We start from the raw sequence: 23,615 nt of genomic DNA, 5'->3' as shown, positions 1-23,615 counted from the left end.
ATCTTCAGGGGCGGGCGGTGGGCGCCGCAACGGAGTTCACGGCGTCGCCGCGTGTGCTCACGCCTGCGCGAAGCGGTCCCGCAGCTCCCGCTTGAGGATCTTCCCGCTCGCGTTGCGCGGCAGTTCGTCCACGAAGAGGATCTTTTTCGGTGCCTTGAAGTGGGGGAGCTTCTCGCGGGCGTGGGCGATGAGTTCGTCCTCCGTGGCCTCTGCCCGGCGTACGACGACCGCAGTGACGGCCTCGATCCAGTGGTCGTCGGGCAGACCGATCACCGCGGCCTCGGCGACCGCCTCGTGGGTGTAGAGCGCGTCCTCGACCTGGCGGGAGGCGATCAGGACGCCGCCGGAGTTGATGACGTCCTTCACACGGTCGACGACGGTGAAGAACCCGTGGGCGTCGCGCACGGCGAGGTCCCCGGAGTGGAACCACCCGTCGCGGAAGGCCTCGGCGGTCTCCTCCGGCTTCTCCCAGTAGCCCTCGCAGAGTTGCTGCGACTGGTAGACGATCTCGCCGGGAGTGCCGTCGGGCACCTCCTCGCCGTCCTCGTCGACGACCTTGGCCTCGACGAACATGACGGGACGTCCGCAGGAGTCCATCCGTCCCCTGTGCTCGTGCGGGCCGAGGACCATCGCCAGCGGACCGATCTCGCTCTGCCCGAAGCAGTTGTGGAAGGCGAGCTTCGGCAGGCGCTCCTTGAGCCGTTCCAGGACGGGCACCGGCATGATCGACGCCCCGTAGTAGGCCTTGCGCAGCCCGCCGAGGTCGCGGGTGTCGAAGTCGGGGCGATTGGCGAGGGCGATCCACACGGTGGGCGGGGCGAAGAAGCTGTCGGCGCGGCCCTCCTCCACGAGGTCGAGGACGCGGTCGCCGTCGGGTGCGTCGAGGATCGTGTTCGTGGCGCCGACCGCGAGGTACGGCACCAGGAAGACGTGCATCTGCGCGGAGTGGTACAGCGGCAGGGAGTGCACGGGCAGGTCGCCCGCCTGGAGGTCGAGGGCGGCGATCGCGCTGAGGTACTCGTGCACCAGCGCGCGGTGCGTCATCATCGCGCCCTTGGGGAACGCGGTGGTGCCCGAGGTGTACAGGAGCTGGACGAGGTCCTCGGCGCGGGGCTCCTCGCCGTCGTACGGCTCCGTGGCGGCGAGGCGGACGAGGAGCGAGTCGTCCGCGTCGCGCAGCGGCAGGATGCGGGTGCCCTCGGGGAGGTTCCCGGCCAGGTCGGGATCGGTGAGGACGAGGGTGCTGCCGGACTGGTCGAGGATGTACGCGAGGTCGTCACCGGTGAGGTTCTGGTTGACCGGGACGTGGACCAGGCCGGCGCGGGCGGCTGCCAGGAAGGCGATGAGGTAGGCGTCCGAGTTGTGGCCGTAGGCGGCGACCCGGTCGCCGGCCCGCAGTCCGGTGTCACGCAGGGCGCGGGCCGCGCGGGAGACCGCGTCGTCCAGCTCGGCGTAGGTCCAGGACCGTTCGCCGTAGTGGATCGCGACACGGGCGGGGATGCGCCGGGCGCTGCGTCGCAACGTCCCGTCGACCGTCACGCTGCGGCCAGCCGTCATGATTCCCGCTCCTTCGTCCACGTTTCCGACGCCCGATCCTCGTTCCGCCGCGGGAGCGAGGTCAAGCGCGCCACCCGCACGCCCGGAATCCGGCACACATGGCGGGAAGTCGCTCAACCTCGACCATCGCTCGGCGAGTCACCTTGAGGGAGGATCCATTCGGCGAGTTACGGGGATGATCTACAGATCAATTCCACGCGATGCCGACGGACTCCGGATCGAAGTACGGCATGCCCGGCCGCCACCCGGACGGCCGTCCGGTCTGCGCGGGCAGCAGGGTCACCGTGGCGAGCACGCTGAGGATCTTCCTGCGCCGGTCCAGGCTGTGGGTCTCGCGCCACCACGCCAGGGCGTCGTCTGCGTCGGTCGCGTGACGCCGTGTCAGCTCGGGAAGGTCCACCCCGTCCAGCGGTCCCGGCTCGCGGGCGGCGGCGGCCTGCGCCTGCACATCGGCGATCTCTTGCTCCACGACCGCGAGTTGTTTCTTGATTCCCCGCGCCGCGAGGCGGTACTCCACAGGGTCCTGGTCGTCGTCACCGGCGAACGCGTCCGCCAGACGTTCCAGCCGGGCGGTGAGCGCGGCGTGACGGGCGGTCAGCCCCACCAGGTCCACCCCGGCGGAGACCGACGCCACAGGGGCCATGAACACCTCGCGGGCATCCGGCTCACACAGCCGGGCAATGATCACGCGTTCCACGAAATCGTCGACCCGCGCCACCTGCCGGATCAGGTGCGCGCGTTCGGTGCACCGGTACTGCTGCGGCCGTCCGGCATGCGCACCGCCGGGCCGGATCACGGCGCTGCAATGGCACTGGTAGATCCCGCTGCCCAGGTACTTCACGGTCTTGCCGTCGTGGCCTGAACTCAGGTGCGAGGCACGGGACTTGTCGGTCAGCACGGTGCACACGGCCAGCCACAGATCATGGTCGAGGATCGCGGCCCACTGTGCCGGGCCGATGTCCTCGCCCTTGTGGGCGACGCGTCCGGCGATGCGCGGAGACAGCAGCGCCTTGCGCAGCGACGGCACGGTCCACGGATTGCCCCGGGGGGTGAGCGCGCCCTTGTCGTTCCAGGCGCGGCAGATGCCCGCCAGCGTCAGGCCTGTGTCCGGGTCGACCGCGCGGGCCAGCACCGCGTCCGCCGCCATACGGATCAATTCCGCCTCGGTCTCGTCGACTTGCGGCACGGCGGGAGCCTCACCCTTGGCGTGCGGCTGCACGGGCTGGTAGCCGAACGCACGGGGCCCGCCGTGGTTGACCCCCGCCGCGCGGAGATCTTCCTTCTTGTCGAGCATGCGCTCACGGGCGCGCTCCACTTCGTGACTGGCCACGGCCGCGAGCATACGGGCGACCATGCGGCCGGACGCGGTGGCCAGGTCCAGCGGGCCGGTCTCCACCGGGTAGACCATGACGCCCGTGTTCTCCACCACGGTGATCAGCGGTTCGAGGTCGCGGCTCTGCCGGTACAGCCGGTCCGTGTGCAGGCAGAGCACCGCGTCGGCCGCGCCGGTGGTCAGCAGATCCACCGCTTCGTCGTACGCGGGACGGTCGGCGCGCTGGCCGTTCTTGCCCATGGCGGTCCGATCGTCGTCGACCTTGACGGCCACGATGGTGGCGCCCAGGCGGGCGCCCAGTTCACGGCAACGCCGCACCTGGCTGGGGGTGTTGGCGGATCCGTTGGACAGTCGGGCGTAGATCACCGCGCGGAGCGGTTCGTTCACGGTGCGTGTCATGCGTCCAAAGTACGCCTGGATCATGGACTTGGATAACTCGAACAACAGCGCGTGGCTGGCCAACGCGGACCAGCCGCTGACCGGATACGAGCGGGTCTTCGGCAATCTCGGGACCCAGCGGTCGATGCGGACGCGCGGCGCGATCGAGGACGTGGCGGCGATGGCCGACAAGGGCGGCCTCACCGTACGGGACCTGCAGCGGCAGCAGTTCGCGAACCGGGTGCCCGCGGCGGATCTCGCCGTCGAGGACGTGGCGCGGGCGTGTGCCGCGCTGCCGGGCGGCACGGCGACGGGCAGTAGCGGCACGGTCGTCGATGTGTCCGAGGCGTGTGGTGTGTTCAAGGCGTGGGACCGGACCACGAACACCGACAGCGAGGGCGCGCTGCTCTTCGACCGGTTCTGGCGGCGGCTGAACGCGGTGGTGCCGCGCGGGCAGTTCTGGAAGGTGCCCTTCTCCGCGGCCGACCCGGTCAACACCCCGAACACGCTCAACACGGACGCGCCCGGCTTCGCCACGGCCCTCGCCGACACGGTGAAGGATCTGCGGGCGGCGGGCGTGGCGCTGGACGCGGAACTCGGCGACCACCAGTTCGTCGTACGGAACGACCGGCGCATCCCGGTGCCCGGGGGCACGGAGTCGCTGGGCGTGTGGAACAAGATCGAGTCGCCGTGGCGCCCGGCCGAGGGTGTCTACCAGGAGGTCTCGTCGGGTTCCAGCCACATTCAGGCGGTGGGCTGGGACGGCGGCCGCTGCCCGGTGGCCCGGACGCTGCTGACGTATTCGCAGTCCTCCAACCCGAACTCGCCTCACCACCTGGACCAGACACGGCTGTTCTCGGCGGAGAAGTGGGTGACGTCCCGTTTCTGCGAGAAGGACATCCTGTCCTCGCCGAAGTTGAAGGTGGTCCGTGTGAGCCAATGAGTCGAGGCAGGTGGTGCCGCCCCCGCTCGGGGCGGCACCATTCCTGTGTCAGCACCATGCCGTTGGCATATCACCGCTTTTCTTGAGGAGGCCGCCCGGTGGCGCAGGACTCGTTACGTCCGCAGACGGATTCGACCGCCCTGATCGACACGACGGTGCCGCACTCGGCCCGTATCTGGAACTACTGGCTGGGCGGCAAGGACAACTACCCGGTCGACCACGCGGCGGGCGACGCCTTCCGCGCGGTGTTCCCGGGCATCACCGACCTGGCCCGTGACTCCCGGGCCTTCCTCGGGCGCGCGGTGACCCACCTCGCCGCGGAGGCCGGCATACGTCAGTTCCTGGACATCGGCACCGGTCTGCCGACCGCCGACAACACGCACGAGATCGCCCAGCGGGTGGCCCCTCGGGCGCGGGTCGTCTACGTGGACAACGACCCGCTGGTCCTGACCCACGCGCGGGCGCTGCTCGCCGGCACGCCCGAGGGGGCGACCGACTACATCGACTCCGATCTGCACGACCCCGAGACCGTCCTCCGCGAGGCGGCCCGGACCCTCGACCTCTCGCAGCCGGTCGGGCTGACGCTGATGCAGGTCAGTGGGCACATCGCCGACTACGACGAGGCCCGCTCGATCATCGGCGCGCTGATGGCCGCCCTGCCGTCGGGGAGTTACCTCGCGTTCAACGACAGCGTGGACACGAACGAGGCCAACGCCGAGGCCACCCGCGCCTACAACGAGAGCGGCGCGGTCCCCTACTACCTGCGCAGCCCGGCCGAACTCGCCGGATTCTTCGACGGCTTGGAGCTGCTGGCGCCGGGGGTGGTACCGCTGAACGACTGGCGGCCGAACCCGACGGCGCCCGGCGGCTCCGGCGAGGTGATCGCGGTGGGCGGGGTCGCTCGCAAGCGCTGAGGCCCGCGCGCGAGCGGACCGTGCGACCGCCCCGCCCGTACCCGGCCGGCCCGTCACACCGGCCGGGTCCTTCCGTCACAGGGCCTTCTGCCTGCCCTCCCAGTACGGCTCCCGCAGCCGCCGCTTGTAGAGCTTGCCGTTCGGGTCGCGGGGCATCGCCTCGGTGAAGTCGACGCTCTTCGGGCGCTTGTACCCGGCGAGTCGGCGGGTGCAGTGGGCGAGGATCTCCTCGGCGAGCACCGGCCCCGGGGTGAATCCGGGGGCGGGCTCGACCACGGCTTTGACCTCCTCGCCCCAGTCGTCGTGCGGGATGCCGAAGGCGGCTGCGTCGGCGACGGCGGGGTGGGTGAGCAGGGCGGCCTCGATCTCGGCGGGGTAGATGTTGACGCCGCCGGAGATGATGAGGTCGATCTTGCGGTCGCGGAGGAAGAGATAGCCGTCCTCGTCGATGAGGCCGAGGTCGCCCACGGTGAAGAAGTCGCCGATGCGGTTCTTCCGCGTCTTGCCCTCGTCCTTGTGGTACGAGAAGCCGCCGGTGCTCATCTTCATGTAGACGGTGCCGAGTTCGCCGGGCGGCAGCCGGTTGCCGTCGTCGTCGAAGACGGCGAGTTCGCTGATGGGCCAGGCCTTGCCGACCGTGCCTGGCTTCTTCAGCCAGTCCTCGGCGGTGGCGAAGGCGCCGCCGCCCTCACTGGCCGCGTAGTACTCCTCGACGCACTCACCCCACCACTCGATCATGGCCCGCTTCACATGGTCCGGGCAGGGCGCCGCCCCGTGGATGGCGTGCCGCATGGACGACACGTCGTAGCGGGCGCGCACCTCCTCGGGGAGGGCGAGGAGCCGGTGGAACTGGGTGGGCACCATGTGGGTGTGCGTGCAGCGGTGGGCGTCGATGACGCGGAGCATCTCCTCCGGTGTCCACTTGTCCATCAGCACCAGCCTGTGCCCGATGTGCAGGGACGCGCCGGCGAACTGCAGGACGGCCGTGTGGTAGAGCGGCGAGCACACCAGGTGGACGTTGTCGCCGAACGGCCTGATGCCGAAGATGCCGAGGAAGCCGCCGAGGTAGGACTCCTCGGGGAGCTTGCCGGGCAGCGGGCGGCGGATTCCCCGGGGGCGGCCCGTGGTACCCGAGGTGTAGTTCATGACCCAGCCGAGGGTGCGGTCGCCGGGTGCCGACTCGGGCTGCCCGTCGAGCAGTTCGGCGTACGGGCGGAAGCCGTCGGCCGTGCCGACCGCGTACCGGTGGCTCGCGGGGAGCTCGGCCTCGTCGGCGGCGTTCCGGGCGGCTTCGGCGAACCGCTCGTGCGCGATGAGCACCTTGGCGCCCGAGTCGGCGACGATCCAGGCGATCTCGGGGCCCACGAGGTGGTGGTTGACGGGGACGAGGTAGAAACCGGCCTGGGTGGCGGCGAGGTAGGCGGTGAAGAACTCGACGCCGTTGGGCAGGACGACCGCGAAGGCGTCACCGCGTTCGAGGCCGGCGGCGCGCAGGCCGTGCACCAGCCGGTTGGTCTCGGCGTGCAGTCGTCCGGCGGTCCATTCCTCCCCGCCGGGGGCGATGAGCACCGTGCGGCCGGGGTCGGCGGCGGCCTGGGCCCAGAAGCCCTGGGGAGGTTGCCCCTGGGGGGCTTGGCCTTGGGGGGCTTGGCCTTGGGGGGCTTGGCTCACTGTCCCTCGCTCCTTCCGGCGATCCGGTTGATGTGGTCCACGGCCTTCTCGAAGCCCCGGGTGAGGTCGTCGAAGACTGCCTGGACGCTGCGTTCGCTGTTCATCCGGCCGACGATCTGTCCGACCGGGGTGCCGAGCAGCGGATCCACCTCGTGCTTCTGGATCCGGGAGACCGCCTCGGCGACGAGCAGCCCTTGGAGGGGCATGGGGAGGGTGCCGGGTCCCGTGGGGTCGTCCCAGGCGTCGGTCCATTCGGTACGGAGCTGGCGCGCGGGTTTGCCGGTGAGGGCGCGGGAGCGGACCGTGTCGCCGGAGCCGGCGGCGAGCAGTTTCTCGATCAGCCGGGGCGAGGGCAGTTCGGCCTCGGTGGTGGTCAGCCAGAGCGAACCGAGCCAGACGCCCTGGGCGCCCAGGGCGAGGGCGGCCGCCACCTGCTGTCCGCTGCCGATGCCGCCGGCGGCGAGGACCGGCAACGGGGCGACGGCGTCGACGACTTCGGGGGTCAGCACCATGGAGGCGATCTCGCCGGTGTGACCGCCGGCCTCGTAGCCCTGGGCCACGACGATGTCGATGCCCGCCTCGGCGTGCTTGCGGGCGTGGCGGGCGCTGCCGGCGAGCGCGGCGACGAGGACGTCCTGTTCGTGGGCGCGGTCGATGACGTCGGCGGGTGGGGAGCCGAGCGCGTTGGCCACCAGCTTGATCGGGTAGTCGAAGGCGACGTCGAGCTGACTGCGGGCGACCTGCTCCATCCAGCCGGTGATGCGCCAGCCGGAGACCTCGCCCTCGGCCAGCTCGGGCACGCCGTACTTGGCGAGGGTTTCCTGGACGAACTGCCGGTGTGCCTCGGGGATCATCGCCTCGACGTCGGCCTCGGTGACGCCCTCGACCTTCTTGGCCGGCATGACGACGTCCAGGCCGTACGGCTTGCCGTCGACGTGGGCCTCGATCCAGTCCAGGTCGCGCTTGAGGTCGTCGGGGGCCGTGTAGCGGACCGCGCCGAGTACCCCGAAGCCGCCGGCCCGGCTGATGGCCGCCGCGACCGCGGGGAATGGCGTGAAGCCGAAGACGGCGTACTGGACTCCGAGTTTGTTGCTCAGCTCCGTCTGCATGGTGCGCAGAATGCCGTAGTCCTCCGGACGAGGGAAGGGTTTTTCTGATGCGCCGTCAGATTTGGCGGGGACGGCGCGCTGGAGGGGGTGCCACGGGAGGCGGTATGGCGCGTGCGGGTCCGTGGGGGCTGGTCGCGCAGTTCCCGGCGCCCCTCAGGGGGTGGATGCGGACGTGGCTTCTTGAGTGCGGGAGCATCCGTCCGGGTCGGTCACGGGGTGGTCGGGCCGGGCCTGGCACCGGGTCACCGCGGAGTTGCGAGCGGGCGGCGGCCCTGCTGACCGCGGGCAATCAGCAGGGCGCTTCCCCCGTGAACGGCCCCCCGTCGCCGCTCGCACCACTGATTCCAGCGCACGGCGCATTGTTTGGCAGGGGTGTTCCGGCGACCGGACAATGGCCGCCGCCCACGTACCTGCCTGCCCTGCCTACGGCTCTACGGCAGGGCACCCGTCCCGGACTCCTCCAGGACCGCCATCGCCGCGTTGTGGCCGGGGACCCCGCTCACCCCGCCGCCGCGCACGGCTCCCGCGCCGCACAGCAGGACGTTGGCGTGGCGGGTCTCGACGCCCCAGCGGCCGGTGCCTTCCTGAACGTGGGGCCAGGCGAGGTCGCGGTGGAAGATGTTGCCGCCGGGGAGGCCGAGGTCGCGTTCCAGGTCGAGGGGGGTCCTGGCCTCGATGCAGGGGCGGCCGTCGGCGTCGGTGGCCAGGCAGTCGGCGAGGGGTTCGGCGAGGTGGGCGTCCAGTTGGGCGAGGGTGGACTTGAGGAGTTCCTCGCGTACGCCGTCGTTGTCGGCCTCGAACAGCCGCGCGGGTGTGTGCAGGCCGAACAGGGTGAGTGTCTGGTAGCCCTGTTCCGCCAGGTCCGGGCCGAGGATGGTCGGGTCGGTGAGGGAGTGGCAGTAGATCTCGGAGGGCGGGGCCTCGGGCAGTGCGCCGGAGGCCGCCTGGGCGTAGGCGGCGGCCAGTTGGCCGTATCCCTCGGCGATGTGGAAGGTCCCGGAGAAGGCCTCGCGTGGGTCGACGGACTCGTCGCGGAGCCTCGGGAGCCGCTTGAGCAGCATGTTCACCTTGAGCTGGGCGCCCTCGGCGGGGGTGGGCGGTTCGTCGCCGGTCAGCGTGGCCAGTTCCCGCGGCGAGGCGTTCACCAGGACGTGCCGTGCGGCGACGGTGCGCTCCGTGTCGGCGGTCCGGTAGGTGATCTCGGCGGACCGGCCGTCCGTCGCGATCCGGCGGGCCTCGTGGCCCGTGGCGATCACGGCACCCGCCGCGCGCGCGGCCGTGGCCAGGGCGTCCGTGAGGGCGCCCATGCCACCGACGGGCACGTCCCAGGCGCCCGTGCCGCCGCCGATCACGTGGTAGAGGAAGCAGCGGTTCTGGCGGAGGGAGGGGTCGTGGGCGTCCGTGAAGGTGCCGATGAGCGCGTCGGTGAGGACGACACCGCGTACGAGGTCGTCGCCGAAGGTCGATTCGACGGCCGTGCCGATCGGCTCCTCGAAGAGGATCCGCCACGCCTCCTCGTCGTCGATGCGGTCACGCAGGTCGTCCCGGGTGGGCAGGGGCTCGGTGAGCGTCGGGAACACCCGTCCGGCGACGCGGCCCGTCATCGCGTAGAAGCGCTGCCAGGCCTCGTACTCGCGGCCCGAACCGGTCAGCCGCGCGAACGCCTCGCGGGTGCGGCGTTCGCCGCCGCCGACGAGCAGGCCGGTGGGCCGGCCGTCGCGTTCGACGGGGGTGTACGACGAGATCGTGCGGCCACGGACACGGAAGTCGAGGTCCAGGTCCCGCACGATCTTCCGGGGCAGCAGGCTGACCAGGTAGGAGTACCGCGACAGCCGGGCGTCGACCCCGGCGAAGGGGCGCGAGGAGACGGCGGCGCCGCCGGTGTGGTCCAGCCGTTCCAGCACGAGCACGGAACGCCCCGCGCGGGCGAGGTAGGCGGCGGCGACCAGGCCGTTGTGGCCACCGCCGACGATCACGGCGTCGTACGAGTCGTGCGGCCGGGGTCCGGCCGGGCGTCCGGGCTGAGGGGGGTGTGCGGGGGTGGCAGGCATGGCTCTTCGTAACACGCGATGATCGAGGTCGGCCAGGGGTGCGGGTGCAGGTGGACGAACCGGCCGTACCGCCGGTGGAGTCGGCGCACCGGGGGCGACGCGGGCAGTTGGGCACCCACGTCGCCCCCGGTCCTGGTACGGATCAGGTGACGCCGGTCAGCCGGTCGTCACGGCGGTGTCGTCGACGACGAAGCTGGTCTGCAGCGAGGAGTCCTCGACGCCGGTGAACTTCAGGCTCACGGTGCTGCCCGCGAAGGACCCGAGGCTGAAGGACTTCTGTACATAACCGGAGGCCGCGTTGAGGTTGGAGTAGGTGGCCAGGGTCGTCGACCCGGCGGTGACCGTCAGCTTGTCGTACTGGGTGCTGGTGGTGGTCTCGGCCGTGTCGACGTGCAGGTAGAAGGTGAAGGTGGTGTTGGTGCAGCCGCTCGGGATCGTCACCGACTGCGACAGCGTGTCGGTGTGGGTCGATCCGTAGCCGTCGAGCCAGGCCTTGTAGGAGCCGGTGCGGGCCGCCTGGCTGCTGGAGTTGGTGATGACACCGCTCGACGCCGTCCAGGTCGTGTTTCCCGACTCGAAGCCCGCGTTGCCCAGGAGCTGTGTCGAGGTGCAGCTGCCGCCTCCGGAGGAGCTGACCGTCCAGGTGAAGCTCGCCGTGCCGGTCGCGCCGGTGCTGTCGGTCACCGTGACGGTGGTGCTGTAGGTGCCGGCCGTGGTCGGGGTGCCCGAGACGACGCCGGTGGAGGCGCTGATCGACAGGCCGGTGGGCAGGCCGGTCGCGGCGTAGGTCAGCGAGCCGCTGTTGGTGCTGGAGGCCGAGACCTGCAGGCTCACGGCGGTGCCGACGGTCGAGGACTGGCTGCCCGGGTTGGTGACCGTGACGCCGGTGGTCGGCACGGAGATGTGGCTGCCGACGTTGATCCCGGCGAAGGCGTTGCCGACCCCCGCGTACTGCGTGGAGCTGGTGCCGTACAGGGCCGCGGCGGCGTTGAGCGCGGCGGTGCGGGCGCCGGCGTAGGTGGTGCTCGACGTCATGTAGGTCGTGAGCGCCTTGTACCAGATCTGCAGGGCGGCGGCCCGGCCGATACCCGTGACGGCGACGCCGTCCGAGGTCGGGCTGTTGTAGGTCACGCCGTTGATGGTCTTGGAGCCGCTGCCCTCGGAGAGCAGGTAGAACATGTGGTTCGCCGGGCCCGAGGAGTAGTGGACGTCCAGGTTGCCGATGCCCGAGTACCAGCTGTCGGCCGAGGAGCCGTCCTTGTCGGGCTCGTCCATGTAACGCAGCGGTGTGCCGTCACCGTTGATGTCGACTTCCTCGCCGACGAGGTAGTCACCGACGTCGGAGCTGTTGGCGGCGTAGAACTCCACGCCCGTGCCGAAGATGTCGGAGGTCGCCTCGTTGAGGCCGCCGGACTCTCCGGTGTAGTTGAGGTTCGCGGTGTTGGAGGTGACGCCGTGGGTCATCTCGTGGCCGGCGATGTCGAGCGAGGTGAGGGCCTTGGTACCGCCCTCGCCGTCACCGTACGTCATGCAGAAGCAGGCGTCGTCCCAGAAGGCGTTGACGTACGCGGTGCTGTAGTGGACGCGCGAGTAGGCGGCGACTCCGTCGTTCTTGATGCCGCTGCGGCCCAGGGTGTTCTTGTAGAAGTCCCAGGTCGTCTGGGCGCCGAAGTGGGCGTCGACACCGGCGGTCTGGGTGTTGGAGCCGGAGCCGGTGCCCCACACGTCGTCGGCGTCGGTCATCAGGGTGCCGGTGCCGGACGTGCCGTTGCTGAGGTTGTACGTCTTGGCGGTACCGCGCGTGGCGTCGTTCAGCTGGTACGTCGAGCCGGAGAGCGTGGTGCCGATGGAGATGGTGCCGCTGTACTGGCTGTTTCCGGTACCGGTCTTGATGGCCTGGAACTGGTAGAGCTTCGCGCCCGTGGTGGCGTCGGTGATGACGTGGAGCCGGCTGGGCGTGCCGTCGTCCTGGAGGCCGCCGACCACGGTCTCCCAGGCGAGTTTCGGGGCACCGTCGCCCGCCCAGACGACCTTGCGGGCACTGTCGGTGGTGGGCTTCTCCGCGTCCAGGGCCCTGGCCGCCTTCAGGGCCTTGGTCACCGCGGCCGACTTGGCGAAGGTCGCGGTGGTGGAGGTGACCTTGACGGTGCGCTTGCTGTTGAAGGTGGTGCTCACCGTGCCGGACGCCCGGGAGGCGGGCGGGGTGTGCACGACGAGGTCGCCGCCGAGGACGGGCAGGCCTGCGTAGGTGCGTTCGTACCGTGTGTGGAGCGTGCCGTCGTTGTCCTTGGAGACGTCCTTGACGACCAGCTTCTCCTTGGAGCCGAGCCCGAGGGTGTCGGCGGTGGCCGCGGTCTGCTTGAATGCCTTCTTCAGCAGCGCCGTGTGCTGGGCCGGGGTGAGTTCGGCCGGCAGGCCTCCCGTGCGGAGGGGACTGGGGTGGGGCACCGGCTTGGCGGCAGCGGGGACCGCCTGTATGCCGAGAGCCAGGAACGCCGCTGTGGCCGCCAGGGCTCCGGCTGTTGCCGCCCGAGGGGGGATACGTCTCACTCTTGCTCCTACTGCGACGGCCGCGCGTCGGCGGCCGGTGACAGACCGGGTAGACGGGTCGTGCTGCCCGGGGGACGAGCTGAGCAGTGCGGTGTGGGGGGTTCCCGACCTGCGCACACCGTGTGAGGCATGCGTGGAAGGTGGGGGAAGAATGGCAGCGTTGACGGAGACATGTCATTCCCCTCGGGTTCATTCGAGGGCCGGTCGAGGGTTATCCCTCTACAACGCTCCCGGGACCCGCGTCATGGGCCGGAGCCGCACATCGCGGGACGGGCGCCACGACGGGCCGCCGGCGACAGGACGTCGCCCTGGCCTCAGCGCCCGTCGGTCGCCCGGCGCTGCCGTACCGCCGCCACTCTCCGGTACAGCTCCGCCGCCTCCTGGCCGCGGCCGAGTTGTTCCAGGCAGTGGGCCTCGTCGTTGCGGCTGGCGAGGGCGTCCGGATGGTCGGGGCCGAGGACGCGTTCGCGGGCGTCGGCGACGCCGCGGTACTCGGTGAGGGCGTCGGGCCAGCGGCCGAGCCAGCCCAGGCCGACGGCGACCTCACGGCGGCTGACCAGGGTGTCGGGGTGGTCGGGGCCGAGGACGCGCTCGCGCAGGGCGCACACGTCGCGGGACTCGGCGAGTGCCTCCTCCCAGCGGCTGAGGCGGCCGAGGTTGACGCCGAGGCCGTGGCGGGCGCGCAGCGTCTCGGTGTGGGCGGGGCCGTGGACACGGGTGCGGTCGTCGACCAGGGCACGGTAGAGGGTCAGCGCGTCGGCGCTGCGGCCGAGCCGGCCGAGGCTGATCCCGACCTCGTGGCGGGCGGCGAGCGTGTCGGGGTGGTCGGGGCCCAGGGCCCGGGCGCGGGACTCGGCGACCTCCTGGTAGGTCTGCAGCGCCTCTGGCCAGCGGCCCAACTGACCGAGCGCGTAAGCGACTTCGTACCGCGTGACGAGGGTGTCGGGGTGGTTGGCGCCGAGCACGCGGGTGCGGGCGGCGGCGACCTCGCTCGCCATCCGGTACGAGTCCTCGAGGCGACCGAGTCTGCTGAGGTTGAAGGCGAGGTTGTGGCGGCAGCGCAGGGTGTCCGGATGGTCGGGGCCGGCGATGCGTTCGCGGGCGCCGAGGACGGACAGGTATGCCTGGTGGGCTTCGAGGTGTCGGCCCAACTGGCCCAGTGCGTACGCCATTTCCTGTCGGGTGGCGAGGGTGTCGGGGTGCTCGGGGCCGAGGGCGTGCTCGCGGGCGTGGGCGACGTGGGCGAACTCGCGCAGCGCGTCGGCGGGGCGGCCGGTGCGGCTGAGGGTGAAGCCGACCTCGTAGCGGCTGGACAGCGTGTCGGGGTGGTCGGGGCCGAGGGCGTGTTCGCGTTCGACGGCGACCGCGCGGTGCACCTCGCCGGCCTCCGTCCAGCGGCCCAGACGGCCCAGGCTCAGACCCGCGTTGTGCCGCCCTGCCAGCGTGGTGATCAACTCCGGTGACGGAGTGGGCCGTTCGCTGCGTACGGGTCGCTCGGTACGGCCGGGGGCGGGACGGGCGATCCATTCCCCGGTGAGTCCGGCGGAGCCGTCCGGCGGGGTGAGGCCCAGCCCGGCTCCGGCGCCGGTGGCCTTGTGGCCCGTGGTCATGCCACGGGTCCAGGAGGGCAGCCTGGCTTCGCGCGACGACGGCTGCTCGGGGCGCGTCCGGGGCCGGTGCCCACCGTGGGCGGACTCGGGCGGGACAGGGCGCGAGACGATGGTCGGCACATGGAAGCGGGCCGGTGCCACCGCGGTCGCCGCCCGCCCCTCTCCGACCCTGCGGCCCACCTCGCGCGCGTCGTACGGTCGTTCCTCGGGTTCCTTGGCCAACAGGTCCAGGATGATGTGGTCGAGGTACTCGGGCACCTCGTCGCGGTGGCTGCGCGGGGGCCTCGGCGCGGTGTCGCGGTGGCCCATGAGGACCGCCCAGGCGTCGTCGAGGTCGAACGGCGGTACCCCGGTGGCGATCTCGTAGAGCACACAACCGAAGGAGTAGAGGTCGCTGCGCCGGTCGACCTGGTCGCCGCTGATCTGCTCCGGCGACATGTAGTGCGGGGTGCCCATCGCGATGCCGGTGCCGGTGAGGCGGGAGGTGAAGGTGACGTCGCGGCCGAGACGGGCGATGCCGAAGTCGCAGATCTTCACGGTGCCGTCGATGAGCAGCATGATGTTCGCGGGCTTCAGGTCACGGTGCACGATGCCCTGTTGATGGGTGTAGGCGAGGGCGGCGGCCACTTGGTCGGCGATCTCGACGACCACGGGGACGGCCAGCGGATGGTGCTTGTTGTCCTCCAGGAGCTGGCTGAGGTTGCGGCCCTCCAACAACTCCATGACGAGGAACAGCACCCCGTCGGACTCTCCGAAGTCATGGACGACGGTCACCCCCCGGTGCTGGAGGGCGGCCGCGACACGCGCCTCGCGCCGGAAGCGTTCTCGCAGGACACGGGTGAAGGACTGGTCGGGCTGGGCGTTGACGGGTTTGAGACACTTGACCGCGACCAGCCGCCCCAGCGACTCGTCCCTCGCGCGCCAGACCTCACCCATCCCCCCGCGCCCGATCAGATCGAGCAGCCGGTACCGGCCTTGGATCAGCCTGGTGTCCGCCATCGCCAACGATGCCCCCGTATCCGTACGGACCCGCCCTCCCCTGGCGTCTGTCTTCCGGATCAGGTCTGGGCCACGGGGCTCACCGGTGGTCATTCGGCACCCTTCGCCCGAAGCCGACCTGATCCGAAGGACAGACCCTGTCCCGTCCAGTATGGCGACCTATCTGCCGACTTTGTACGGTGCCGGGCGGGAGCCGGGGCCGAGCCGTGACATGGCGCGGAGGATGTGCTTGGGCGGGAGCTGCCAGCGCAGACGGGCGGGAACACAGCGCAACAGGGTGCCGGTGAGCCGTAGGCGGCGGGTGACCACGGCCGGTGCGGGGCCCGGCCTGCCGTACAACTCGTGGGCGTACGGCGGCAGGGAGGCGTACGCCAGGTTCGCCACGCGCCGCCACAGTGCTTCACGTGCCGGTACGAGCAACGGGTGGGCGGGCGGTCGGCGCAGGAAGTCGTCGACCTCCCGCGCCTCGGGCCCGGCAGCCAGCTCGGGCCGGACCTTCTCGAAGTAGGCCGCCAACTCCGCCCGGTTCCCGGGCACGTCGTCCGGGTCGAGGCCCACCAGGCGGGCACTGACGCGGTGTTCGCCGATATAGCGGTCGGCGGCGGCCCCGGTGAGGGGGTAGCCGGTGCGGCGCAGGATGTGGAGATAGGAGTCGATCTCGGCGCAGTGCACCCACAGCAGCAGTTCGGGTTCGTCGACGCGGTACCGCTCCCCCGTGTCCGGGTCGGTCGCCGACAGCAGCCGGTGGATCTTCCGGACGCGGGCGCCGGCCTCCTCTGCGGCCTCCGTGGTGCCGTACGTCGTCGTGCCGACGAAGTTCGCCGTGCGCAGCAGCCGGCCCCAGGCCTCCTTGCTGAAGTCGGAGTTCTGCATGACACCGCGTACCGCGCGGGGGTGCAGGGCCTGGAGATACAGCGCGCGGATCCCGGCGATCCACATCACGGGGTCGCCATGGGCCTGCCACGTCACAGAGGCAGGCCCGAACAGGCCTGGGTCACCTTCGAAGGGCTCGCTGTGGGCGTCCATACCGTCCAGCCTCGCGGATCGGCTCGCCCAGGGAAGGCGGCGACGCCGCGGCCGTCGCGGTGGTGATCAGTTCGAGCTTCCATCGGTTCGAGTTTCTATCGGACGAGGAAGCCCTGTGCGGGTGGGTACAGCGGGCCGGCCGACCATGGCGAGCAGGACGGCTGGTGACGAATTCGCCGGAGAGGGCGGGTCCCGCAGGCCTCGCCCGACGCCGCGCCGACATTGCCGACCTCATCACGCGGATGCCGGGCCGGGGAGGGCGGCATCGACCAACGACTCCGCGATGGATCGCGCGCACGCTCCGGGGTGGCTGCTGTTGAGCGCGGTGCCGCGTGCGGCCGCGCCGTCGAAGAGCAGTGCCAGTTGCTCACCGAGGCTTTCCGGGTCTGCGGCCCCGGCCTGCCGTGCGATCTCCGTGAGGCGACGGGCGAACTCCCTCTTGTACACGGCGGCCAGCTGATGGGCGGAATGCCCGGGGTCAGGCACTTCGACGCTGACGTTCAGGAAGGGGCACCCCCGGAACGGAGCGGTGGTTTCCGGCAGCTTCCAGTCGAAGACGGCGAGGAGCTGCTCACGCGGGCTCGGTGCCGGTCGGTCGGGCGACGGGGGAACGGGCAGGAGATCGTCCACCAGGGGCCGCAGATACGCCCCGACGAGCTCGTCCTTGCTGGGGAAGTGCGTGTAGAGGGTGCGTTTCGATACTTCGGCGACGGTCGACAGCTGGTCCATCCCGGTCGCGTTGATCCCCTGCGCCGTGAACAGCTCGGTCGCCGCTTTGAGGATCCGCTCCCGGGCGCCCCGCCCACGACGCCGACGTACGGGATGAGATTCGGTCACAGCCTTGAGGATACCGATCGTTTTACATAGACCGGTGCGGCCAGCTACCGTGGAGCCTTAAGTAGACCGATCGTCTTACTTAACCGCGTCCGGCATCGCGCCGCACGCGGATGGGCGGTCCGTCGGCGCGGCATCCGTTCAGAGCGTGCTCAGCCCCTCCTGACCGCCGCGCCGGGCCACCGCCCTGACCAGCGCCTCCCGCGCCACCGCCCACCCCACCATCGATGCGAAACCAGCACCAAGGAGACCCGATGCGATACACGACCTTCGGACGACGGACAGGACTGCGCGTTTCCGAGTACGCACTCGGTACGGGGAACTTCGGCACCGGCTGGGGTGCCGGTGCGGAGCCGGACGAGGCTCGCCGGATGTTCGACAGGTTCGCCGAGGCCGGCGGAACATTTCTCGACACCGCCGACGGATACCAGTTCGGCGAGTCCGAAGAACTGGTGGGGAAGTTCGTCGCCGCCGACCGGGACCACTTCGTCCTTGCCACCAAGTTCACCAACGGGGCCTCCCCGCAGCCCGGCATCTCCAGGACGGGCAACAGCCGCAAGAACATGGTCGCTTCGCTGGAGGCGAGCCTGAAGCGCCTCGGCACCGACTACATCGACCTGTACTGGGTCCACTTCCCCGACGACCTCACCCCCATGGAGGAGATCCTGCGCGGGCTGGACGACCTGGTCAGCTCCGGCAAGATCCTCCATGCCGCCCTGTCCAACTTCCCCGCATGGCGTGTCTCCCGCGCCGCCACCCTCGCGGACCTGAAGAACTGGGCACCGGTCGCGGGCATCCAGATCGAGTACAGCCTCGTCGAGCGGACCGCCGACCGCGAGCTGCTCCCGATGGCCGAGAGCCTGGGACTCGGCGCAGCCCTGTGGTCCCCCCTCGGCGGCGGACTGCTCACCGGCAAGTACCGCCGCAGCACCGAGGGGCGGCTGACCGACCTCAAGGCGATCATCCACACCGAGAGCACCGAACAGAAGACCGCCGTCGTCGACACCGTTCTGGCCATCTCCGAGGAGACCGGCGCGACGCCCGCCCAGGTGTCGGTGGCCTGGGTCCGTGAGCGTGCCGCCCAGGCGTCCACCTCGTTCGTCCCGATCATCGGCCCGCGTAACCTCACCCAGCTCGACGACTATCTGGACGCCCTGGACGTCCAGCTCACGCCGAAGCAGTTCGCGCGCCTGTCCGACGTCAGCGCCGTCCCCCTCGGAGTGCCCCACGAGGCGACCGCTCGCGCCCGGGACGCCGTCCAGGGCGGTGACGCCTCCCTCGTCACCCAGCCCTCCACTCCCACGGCCTGAGCCTCGGATCCCGCCGCCGACGGCCCCCTGCCGCCGACGCCACTTTTCCGTCCCGCATCGTGTGCACGGTGCGGGACGGCGCCACCCGTCCAGCCGCGGCACGTCCCACCCAGCCGACGTCCACGCCGACGACATCGTCGTCACCCTCGTCGGTATGTTCACGACGACCTCACCGGCGGCGGGCGCGACCAGTTGGGCAGCCTGCTCGATCTCCTGATGGTCGCGGTCCGGCGCCAGACTGCCTCCTGACGTAGGGAGACAGATCCCCTTGGCCGCTCGCGATCGCGGGACCGGTCCGGTGCCAAGGGGTCCTGTCGCCGCCCCCTACATGTTGATCATGTGGCCCGCGAGGCCGTGCACGGCCTCCTTGACGGCCTCACCCAGGGTGGGGTGGGCGTGGACGTTGCGGGCGACCTCGTGGACGGTGAGGTCCCACTGCTGGGCCAGGGTCAGCTCCGGCAGCAGTTCGGTGACGTCCGGACCGATCAGATGGCCTCCGAGGAGCTCGCCGTACTTGGCGTCGCTGATCAGCTTCACGAAGCCGGTCGCGTCGCCCAGGCCATGGGCCTTGGCGTTCGCGGTGAACGGGAACTTGGCGACCCGGACGTCGAATCCCTTCTCCCTCGCCTGCGCCTCGGTGTAGCCGAAGCTGGCGATCTGCGGTTGGCAGAAGGTGGACCGCGGGATCATCACATAGTCCAGCTCCATGGTCTCCGCGTCCGCGATCGTCTCGGCGGCGACCACGCCCATCGCCTCGGCGGCGTGCGCGAGCATCAGCTTCGCGGTGACGTCACCGATGGCGTAGATGTGCGGGACCGAGGTGCGGCAACGGCCGTCCACGTCGATCGCGCCGCGCTCGGTGACCGTCACGCCCGTGTTCTCCAGGCCGTAACCGGTGACGTTCGGGGCGAAGCCGATCGCCTGCAGGACCTTGTCGGCCTCCAGGACCTGCTGGGCGCCGTCCTTGCCGGTGACCGTGACACGGACCTGCGGGCCGGACTCGTCGATCGACTCGACGCGGGTCGAGGTGAGAACGTCGATGCCCAACTTCCGGTACTGCTTGCCCAGTTCGGCGGAGACCTCGACGTCCTCCAGCGGCGCGACCCGATCCAGGAACTCGACGATCGTGACCTTCACGCCGTAGTTGTGCAGGACGTAAGCGAACTCGATGCCGATGGCGCCGGCGCCCGCGATGACGATCGACTGCGGCAGGTCCTCGGCGAGGATCTGCTCCTCGAACGTCACCACGCGCGCGCTGCGCTTGGTGCCGGGCAGCAGCTTGGGGGTCGCCCCGGCGGCGATGATGCAGTGATCGAAGCCGATCGTGCGTGTGTTGCCGTCGTAGTCGGCCACCTGGAGTGTGTGCGGGTCGACGAACGTGCCGCGACCGCTGATTTCCGTGATCTTGTTCTTCTTCATCAGGAAGTGGACGCCCTTGACCCGGCCGTCCGCGACCTTCCGGCTACGGCGGAAGGCCTCCCCGTAGTCGAAGGAGATCTTCCCGTCGACCTTGATGCCGAAGGTCTTCGCCTCGCGCGTGAAGACATGCGCCAGCTCTGCGTTGCGCAGCAGGGCCTTGGTGGGAATGCAGCCCACGTTCAGGCAGACGCCGCCCCAGTACTTCTCCTCGACGACGGCGACGCGCTTGCCCAGCTGGGCAGCCCGGATGGCGGCGACGTATCCGCCGGGGCCGGCGCCGAGTACGACGACGTCGAAGCGCTCATCCTGCTCGTCCATGGACGGTTCCTTTCCGCTGGGGGCCGACGCCCCGCAGGAGGCCGACTCGTCCCGATCGAACAATCTGGTCATCAACTCAACAGCGGTGCGTCCCGCCAGCGCCCGATACAGGGGGCTGCTGAAGGGCGAGGGCGCGGCCGGCACACGGTCCAGCTCGGCGACGAGTTGCCCGGACGTCCACTACAGCGCCCCGATGCCAAGGTCCATGCCCACGCGGCAATCATCGACGGCGGACGGACGTCCCGTCGATTTCGTGTACTCCGGCCTCAGCGGCACCGAGCCTGAGGGTGTCGAGACCCAGGGCCGCACGGCCGGCCCGTGTACACCGTGGAACGGCCGTCGAGGTCCGGTTCGCGGTGCGATCCGGGGAGCCGCTCGGACCATCGCGTCAACGCTGCCCGCACCCTCGGCGATCGCGGCAGGGGTGCCTGGAGCGTGGCGGCGATCCGCACCGGGCGGGCCCACCGCCCGACCCAGCCCACCCAGCGGCACGATCCTGCGCTTCTCCACGGCTCCGCCTGCCTTCCGGAGGGCTTGGTCACCACGACCATCGGCTGACCACAAGTCATTCACTGACCCCAGGTCATCGAATATACGATGGTGCGTATGCGAGGTCCAAACCGACGACAGATGTACGCGGAGCAGACCCGGGCGGACCTGGTGGCGGCCGCGCGGAAGCTGTTGGTCGACAAGGGGTTCGCGAAGACGTCCGTGGAGGCCATCACCGGGGCGGCGCTGGTGAGCAAGGGCACCTTCTACCACCACTTCCCGGACAAGAAAGCGATGTTCGCCGAGCTCTACACGGAGCTGATCCACCGGGTCGGCGCCCTGGGAGACGCGACGTCCGAGGCGATCCGTGCCGCACCGGACCAGCCCGCCATGACCACGGTGGCCGGCCTCACGCACGCGTTCCTACGGCGGACCATCGACGACCCCCTGCACCGCGAGCTGATGGCCCAGGCGCCCTCGGTTCTGGGGGATCGATACCGGCACATCAACGACACCGTCGCCCAGCCGCCGATCGAACGGCTGCTGGCCGTTCTGGCCGAGCGCGGTGACCTGCAACCGGACGTTCCCGTCTCCACTGTCGCCCGGTTGCTGTTGGCCGGCCTGTGCGAGGGCAACCAGATCATCGCCGCCGCGGCGGATCGGGAGGACGCCCTGGACAGGACGTTCCATGCGATCACTCTGCTGATGTCGGGCCTGGCCGCCGACGGCATCAGCGCCCGCGGTTGACCTGCGCCGGGGCCTGACGGACGGCGTCGGCGATGGCCGCCCGCCTCGGCAGCCATGGCCTGTCGTCGCTACCCTGCCGCCTCGTCCTCGATGTCGTGAACCAGCTGGATGGCCCGGCCCAGGGTGGCGAGTCGGGCGTCGATGGTCTCCCCGGCGGGATAGAAGCGAACGGTGTCGACACCGGCGTCGCGCCACACACGCAGCCGCTCACGCACCATGTCCTCGGTTCCGATCAGCGTGGTCGCGAGGACCATCTCGTCGGTGACCAGGCCGGCCGCGCCATCTCGGTCACCGGCCTGCCAGCGGGTGCGGACCTCGGCCGCCACCTCGGCCCAGCCCTGGCGGCTGTAGGCGTTGTTGTAGAAGTTCGTGGTCGCGGAACCCATGCCGCCGAGGCTGAAGGCCAGCTCCTTCTTGCGTCCGGCCACCATCGCGCGCAGCACGTCCTCGTCCTCCGCGAAGGCGACCTCGGCGCCCTGGCAGATGTCGAGGTCGGAGCGGGTGCGACCGGCGGCGGCAAGCCCCTGGTCCAAGTGGTCGAAGTACGCCTCCTTGGCGCCCTCGGGTACGAAACTGGTGCCCAGCCAGCCGTCGGCGATCTCACCGGTCAGGTGCAGCGTCTTCGGCGAAAGGGTGGCCAGGTAGACGGGGATGTCGTACTCGGCGCGCATCGACAGACGCATGGGTTTCGCCTCGCCAGGCAGCGGGATCCGGAACTCCCGCCCGGAATAGGAGATCTTCTCGCCCGACGCGGCCTGGCGCACGATCTCGACGGTCTCGCGCATGCGTGACAGCGGCCGGGCGAAGGACACGCCGTGGAGTCCTTCGATCACCTGCGGGCCGGAGGGGCCCAGTCCGAGCAGAAAGCGCCCCTGGGATATCTGCGACAGCGTGATCGCGGCGCGGGCGATGGCCATCGGCGTGCGGGTGCCGAGCTGGATGATCCCGGATCCGAGAAGCATGCGCTCGGTCTTCGCGGCGAGATAGCCCAGGGCCGAAGGCGCCTCGGAGCCCCACGCCTCCGCCACCCAGCAGATGTCCAGACCGAGGTTCTCCGCCTCGGTGACGTAGTCGACGATCTCCCGCCAGTCGGCTCCGGAGGCTTCGATCGTGGTGGAGGTGCGCATCAGAGACTCGCCTCTCCCGAAGCCCCGGCGCTCTCGGCGCTCTCGGCCAGCTTCTTGATCTCTTCGAGGGTGACGGCCATGTTGGCCTCGAACTCCCGCATGCGTACGAAGACGATCTTCTGCTCCTTCTCCGGCATGCGATCGATGGCGAAGGACAGGCCCGAGCGGCCCGGCCCCATCTGCATCCACTGCGTGAGCAGAGTGCCGCCGTCCCGCGGCGCCAACGTGAACCGCCAGAGCGCCGACGGGTGCTGCGGATCCTCGACCGCCCAGGCGAGCGTCTTGGACGGCTCGTACTCGACGATGTGGGACGTGGTGGCCCACTCCCCGAACGACGCATGCTTGCTCCGGCCGATGAAGCGGGCTCCCGGAGCAGGGCCGCTCCTGCCGTCCAGCCACTCGACCGACTCCAGCTCGGAGCTCCAGCGCGGCATCAGCTCGATGTCGGCGACCAGCGCCCACACCCGTGCCGGCGGGGCGGCGATCCAGGTATGGACCTCAACCGACGGCTTGTCCGCGTAGCGCGCACCCGTCCACTCCATGATCCTGCGGCCTCCCTGCCTGTACCGAGAACCCTCATTCGAGCACCGACCAGTAAAGTTGCGTAGATAGACTTACTTGTCAAGGGCGAGCACCGCTGCCGTGGCCCCCTGGGTCAGCCCGCGAAACGCTCCCGCACATCCGGCCGCTCGGCCAGATGGGGTGGATAGCCAGGGCCGATCCGGGGACGCGTGTTGTCCACGGTCATCGGCTCGCCGCAGGCGGCACACACCACCTCGGCATGGGTCTCCTGCCCGCACACATCGTGGTGCATGGCCACCGGCGGGCCCGCCTCACCGGCCAGCCAGCGGTCGCCCCACCGGTTCATCACCAGCAGCACGTCGTAGAAGTCGCGTCCCATGTCGGTGAGTACGTAGTCGTACCGAACCGGCTCCGTCTGGTACGGCCGCTTCTCCAGCAGCCCTTCCTCCACCAGCCTGCGCAGCCGGTCCGTCAGCGTGTTCCGGGCGATCCCCAGGGAGTCCTGGAACGCGTCGAACCGCCGGATCCCGTAGAACGCCTCACGCAGCACCAAGGGCGTCCACCAGTCCCCCAGCAGATCCATGGTCCGCGCGATCGAACAGGGCCACTGCGCAAAGGATGTCCGCCTCATGACAGCCAGCATAGGTTCGTCCAGTCGTGAGACCCAGCAGGTACAGCGGACGACCGGTGCGCGCGACTCTTGTGTTC

At 70.4% G+C, this 23,615-nt stretch carries 16 protein-coding genes and 1 pseudogene; 4 read left to right on the top strand and 13 right to left on the bottom strand.

Annotated features, from left to right (window positions below):
* Positions 1–57: 57 nt before the first annotated feature.
* Together OG622_RS47020 and OG622_RS47015 are read right to left on the bottom strand one after the other, a co-directional pair.
* Positions 58–1,557 (bottom strand): acyl-CoA synthetase, encoded by a 1,500-nt coding sequence (locus OG622_RS47020; protein ID WP_371583301.1) that lies wholly within the window; start codon positions 1,555–1,557, stop codon positions 58–60.
* A 187-nt stretch (positions 1,558–1,744) separates the two neighbouring features.
* Complete coding sequence (locus tag OG622_RS47015; RefSeq protein ID WP_371583299.1) at positions 1,745–3,289, bottom strand: recombinase family protein; 1,545 nt, start codon at positions 3,287–3,289, stop codon at positions 1,745–1,747.
* Positions 3,290–3,320: 31 nt separating this feature from the next.
* On the opposite strand from OG622_RS47015, the pseudogene OG622_RS47010 reads away from it, so the two are divergent.
* Together OG622_RS47010 and OG622_RS47005 are read left to right on the top strand one after the other, a co-directional pair.
* A pseudogene (locus OG622_RS47010) lies at positions 3,321–4,211 on the top strand (penicillin acylase family protein); the annotation flags it as partial.
* Between the two features lie 98 nt (positions 4,212–4,309).
* Entirely contained in the window at positions 4,310–5,125 is an 816-nt protein-coding gene (locus OG622_RS47005; protein WP_371583298.1) for an SAM-dependent methyltransferase, read from the top strand.
* 75 nt (positions 5,126–5,200) lie between these two features.
* On the opposite strand, the gene OG622_RS47000 is transcribed toward OG622_RS47005, so the two are convergent.
* From OG622_RS47000 to OG622_RS46970, 7 genes are all read right to left on the bottom strand, one after another.
* Positions 5,201–6,796, bottom strand: a complete 1,596-nt coding sequence (locus OG622_RS47000) for an acyl-CoA synthetase (protein ID WP_371583296.1) — start codon at positions 6,794–6,796, stop codon at positions 5,201–5,203.
* The gene (locus OG622_RS46995) at positions 6,793–7,905 is read right to left on the bottom strand and encodes an NAD(P)H-dependent flavin oxidoreductase (protein WP_371583295.1); all 1,113 of its coding nucleotides are present in this window, start codon (positions 7,903–7,905) and stop codon (positions 6,793–6,795) included. The genes OG622_RS47000 and OG622_RS46995 overlap by 4 nt, the downstream gene beginning before the upstream one ends.
* 431 nt (positions 7,906–8,336) lie before the next feature.
* A complete protein-coding gene (locus OG622_RS46990; RefSeq protein ID WP_371583293.1) occupies positions 8,337–9,956 on the bottom strand; it encodes a phytoene desaturase family protein in 1,620 nt (539 codons plus the stop codon).
* A 156-nt stretch (positions 9,957–10,112) separates the two neighbouring features.
* On the bottom strand, positions 10,113–12,506 hold the full coding sequence (locus OG622_RS46985; protein ID WP_371583291.1) for a M4 family metallopeptidase: 2,394 nt from the start codon (positions 12,504–12,506) through the stop codon (positions 10,113–10,115).
* Between the two features lie 314 nt (positions 12,507–12,820).
* Positions 12,821–15,115: a tetratricopeptide repeat protein gene (locus tag OG622_RS46980; RefSeq protein WP_371583290.1), complete on the bottom strand. Its 2,295-nt coding sequence runs from the start codon at positions 15,113–15,115 to the stop codon at positions 12,821–12,823.
* Positions 15,116–15,274: 159 nt separating this feature from the next.
* Positions 15,275–16,141 carry an oxygenase MpaB family protein gene (locus tag OG622_RS46975; RefSeq protein ID WP_371583288.1) on the bottom strand — a complete coding sequence of 289 codons (867 nt, stop codon included), beginning with the start codon at positions 16,139–16,141 and terminating at the stop codon, positions 15,275–15,277.
* A 234-nt stretch (positions 16,142–16,375) separates the two neighbouring features.
* Positions 16,376–16,978, bottom strand: coding sequence for a TetR/AcrR family transcriptional regulator (locus tag OG622_RS46970; RefSeq protein ID WP_371583287.1), 603 nt, complete (start codon positions 16,976–16,978; stop codon positions 16,376–16,378).
* 251 nt (positions 16,979–17,229) lie between these two features.
* Between OG622_RS46970 and OG622_RS46965 the strand changes: the two genes are divergently transcribed.
* Positions 17,230–18,285, top strand: a complete 1,056-nt coding sequence (locus tag OG622_RS46965; RefSeq protein WP_371583285.1) for an aldo/keto reductase — start codon at positions 17,230–17,232, stop codon at positions 18,283–18,285.
* A 324-nt stretch (positions 18,286–18,609) separates the two neighbouring features.
* Here the strand turns inward: OG622_RS46965 and lpdA are convergent, their stop codons facing one another.
* A complete protein-coding gene (lpdA, locus tag OG622_RS46960; RefSeq protein ID WP_371583284.1) occupies positions 18,610–20,022 on the bottom strand; it encodes a dihydrolipoyl dehydrogenase in 1,413 nt (470 codons plus the stop codon).
* Between the two features lie 606 nt (positions 20,023–20,628).
* On the opposite strand from lpdA, the gene OG622_RS46955 reads away from it, so the two are divergent.
* Positions 20,629–21,258: a TetR/AcrR family transcriptional regulator gene (locus tag OG622_RS46955; protein WP_371583283.1), complete on the top strand. Its 630-nt coding sequence runs from the start codon at positions 20,629–20,631 to the stop codon at positions 21,256–21,258.
* Positions 21,259–21,326: 68 nt separating this feature from the next.
* Here OG622_RS46955 and OG622_RS46950 read toward each other — a convergent pair whose 3' ends face one another.
* The 3 genes from OG622_RS46950 to OG622_RS46940 all read right to left on the bottom strand — a co-directional run bounded on the left by OG622_RS46950 (position 21,327) and on the right by OG622_RS46940 (position 23,538).
* The gene (locus tag OG622_RS46950) at positions 21,327–22,385 is read right to left on the bottom strand and encodes an LLM class flavin-dependent oxidoreductase (RefSeq protein WP_371583281.1); all 1,059 of its coding nucleotides are present in this window, start codon (positions 22,383–22,385) and stop codon (positions 21,327–21,329) included.
* Positions 22,385–22,927, bottom strand: a complete 543-nt coding sequence (locus tag OG622_RS46945; RefSeq protein WP_371583279.1) for an SRPBCC family protein — start codon at positions 22,925–22,927, stop codon at positions 22,385–22,387. The genes OG622_RS46950 and OG622_RS46945 overlap by 1 nt, the downstream gene beginning before the upstream one ends.
* Positions 22,928–23,040: 113 nt before the next feature.
* Positions 23,041–23,538, bottom strand: a complete 498-nt coding sequence (locus tag OG622_RS46940; protein WP_371583277.1) for a winged helix-turn-helix transcriptional regulator — start codon at positions 23,536–23,538, stop codon at positions 23,041–23,043.
* Positions 23,539–23,615: the final 77 nt, after the last annotated feature.

Source organism: Streptomyces sp. NBC_01314, from assembly GCF_041435215.1.
Classification (GTDB): Bacteria; Actinomycetota; Actinomycetes; order Streptomycetales; family Streptomycetaceae; genus Streptomyces.
The sequence above is the reverse complement of the archived record's forward strand: the minus strand, read 5'-3'. Positions and strand labels throughout refer to the sequence as shown.

Bases quoted from the DNA above. Each gene is read 5' to 3' on its own strand.
- OG622_RS46945 (WP_371583279.1), bottom strand. From the start codon at position 22,927: ATGGAGTGGACGGGTGCGCGCTACGCGGACAAGCCGTCGGTTGAGGTC.
- OG622_RS46940 (WP_371583277.1), bottom strand. From the start codon at position 23,538: ATGAGGCGGACATCCTTTGCGCAGTGGCCCTGTTCGATCGCGCGGACC.
- OG622_RS46955 (WP_371583283.1), top strand. From the start codon at position 20,629: ATGCGAGGTCCAAACCGACGACAGATGTACGCGGAGCAGACCCGGGCG.
- OG622_RS46980 (WP_371583290.1), bottom strand. From the start codon at position 15,115: ATGGCGGACACCAGGCTGATCCAAGGCCGGTACCGGCTGCTCGATCTG.
- OG622_RS46990 (WP_371583293.1), bottom strand. From the start codon at position 9,956: ATGCCTGCCACCCCCGCACACCCCCCTCAGCCCGGACGCCCGGCCGGA.
- OG622_RS47015 (WP_371583299.1), bottom strand. From the start codon at position 3,289: ATGACACGCACCGTGAACGAACCGCTCCGCGCGGTGATCTACGCCCGA.
- OG622_RS46975 (WP_371583288.1), bottom strand. From the start codon at position 16,141: ATGGACGCCCACAGCGAGCCCTTCGAAGGTGACCCAGGCCTGTTCGGG.
- OG622_RS46995 (WP_371583295.1), bottom strand. From the start codon at position 7,905: ATGCAGACGGAGCTGAGCAACAAACTCGGAGTCCAGTACGCCGTCTTC.
- OG622_RS46950 (WP_371583281.1), bottom strand. From the start codon at position 22,385: ATGCGCACCTCCACCACGATCGAAGCCTCCGGAGCCGACTGGCGGGAG.
- OG622_RS46965 (WP_371583285.1), top strand. From the start codon at position 17,230: ATGCGATACACGACCTTCGGACGACGGACAGGACTGCGCGTTTCCGAG.
- lpdA (WP_371583284.1), bottom strand. From the start codon at position 20,022: ATGGACGAGCAGGATGAGCGCTTCGACGTCGTCGTACTCGGCGCCGGC.
- OG622_RS47020 (WP_371583301.1), bottom strand. From the start codon at position 1,557: ATGACGGCTGGCCGCAGCGTGACGGTCGACGGGACGTTGCGACGCAGC.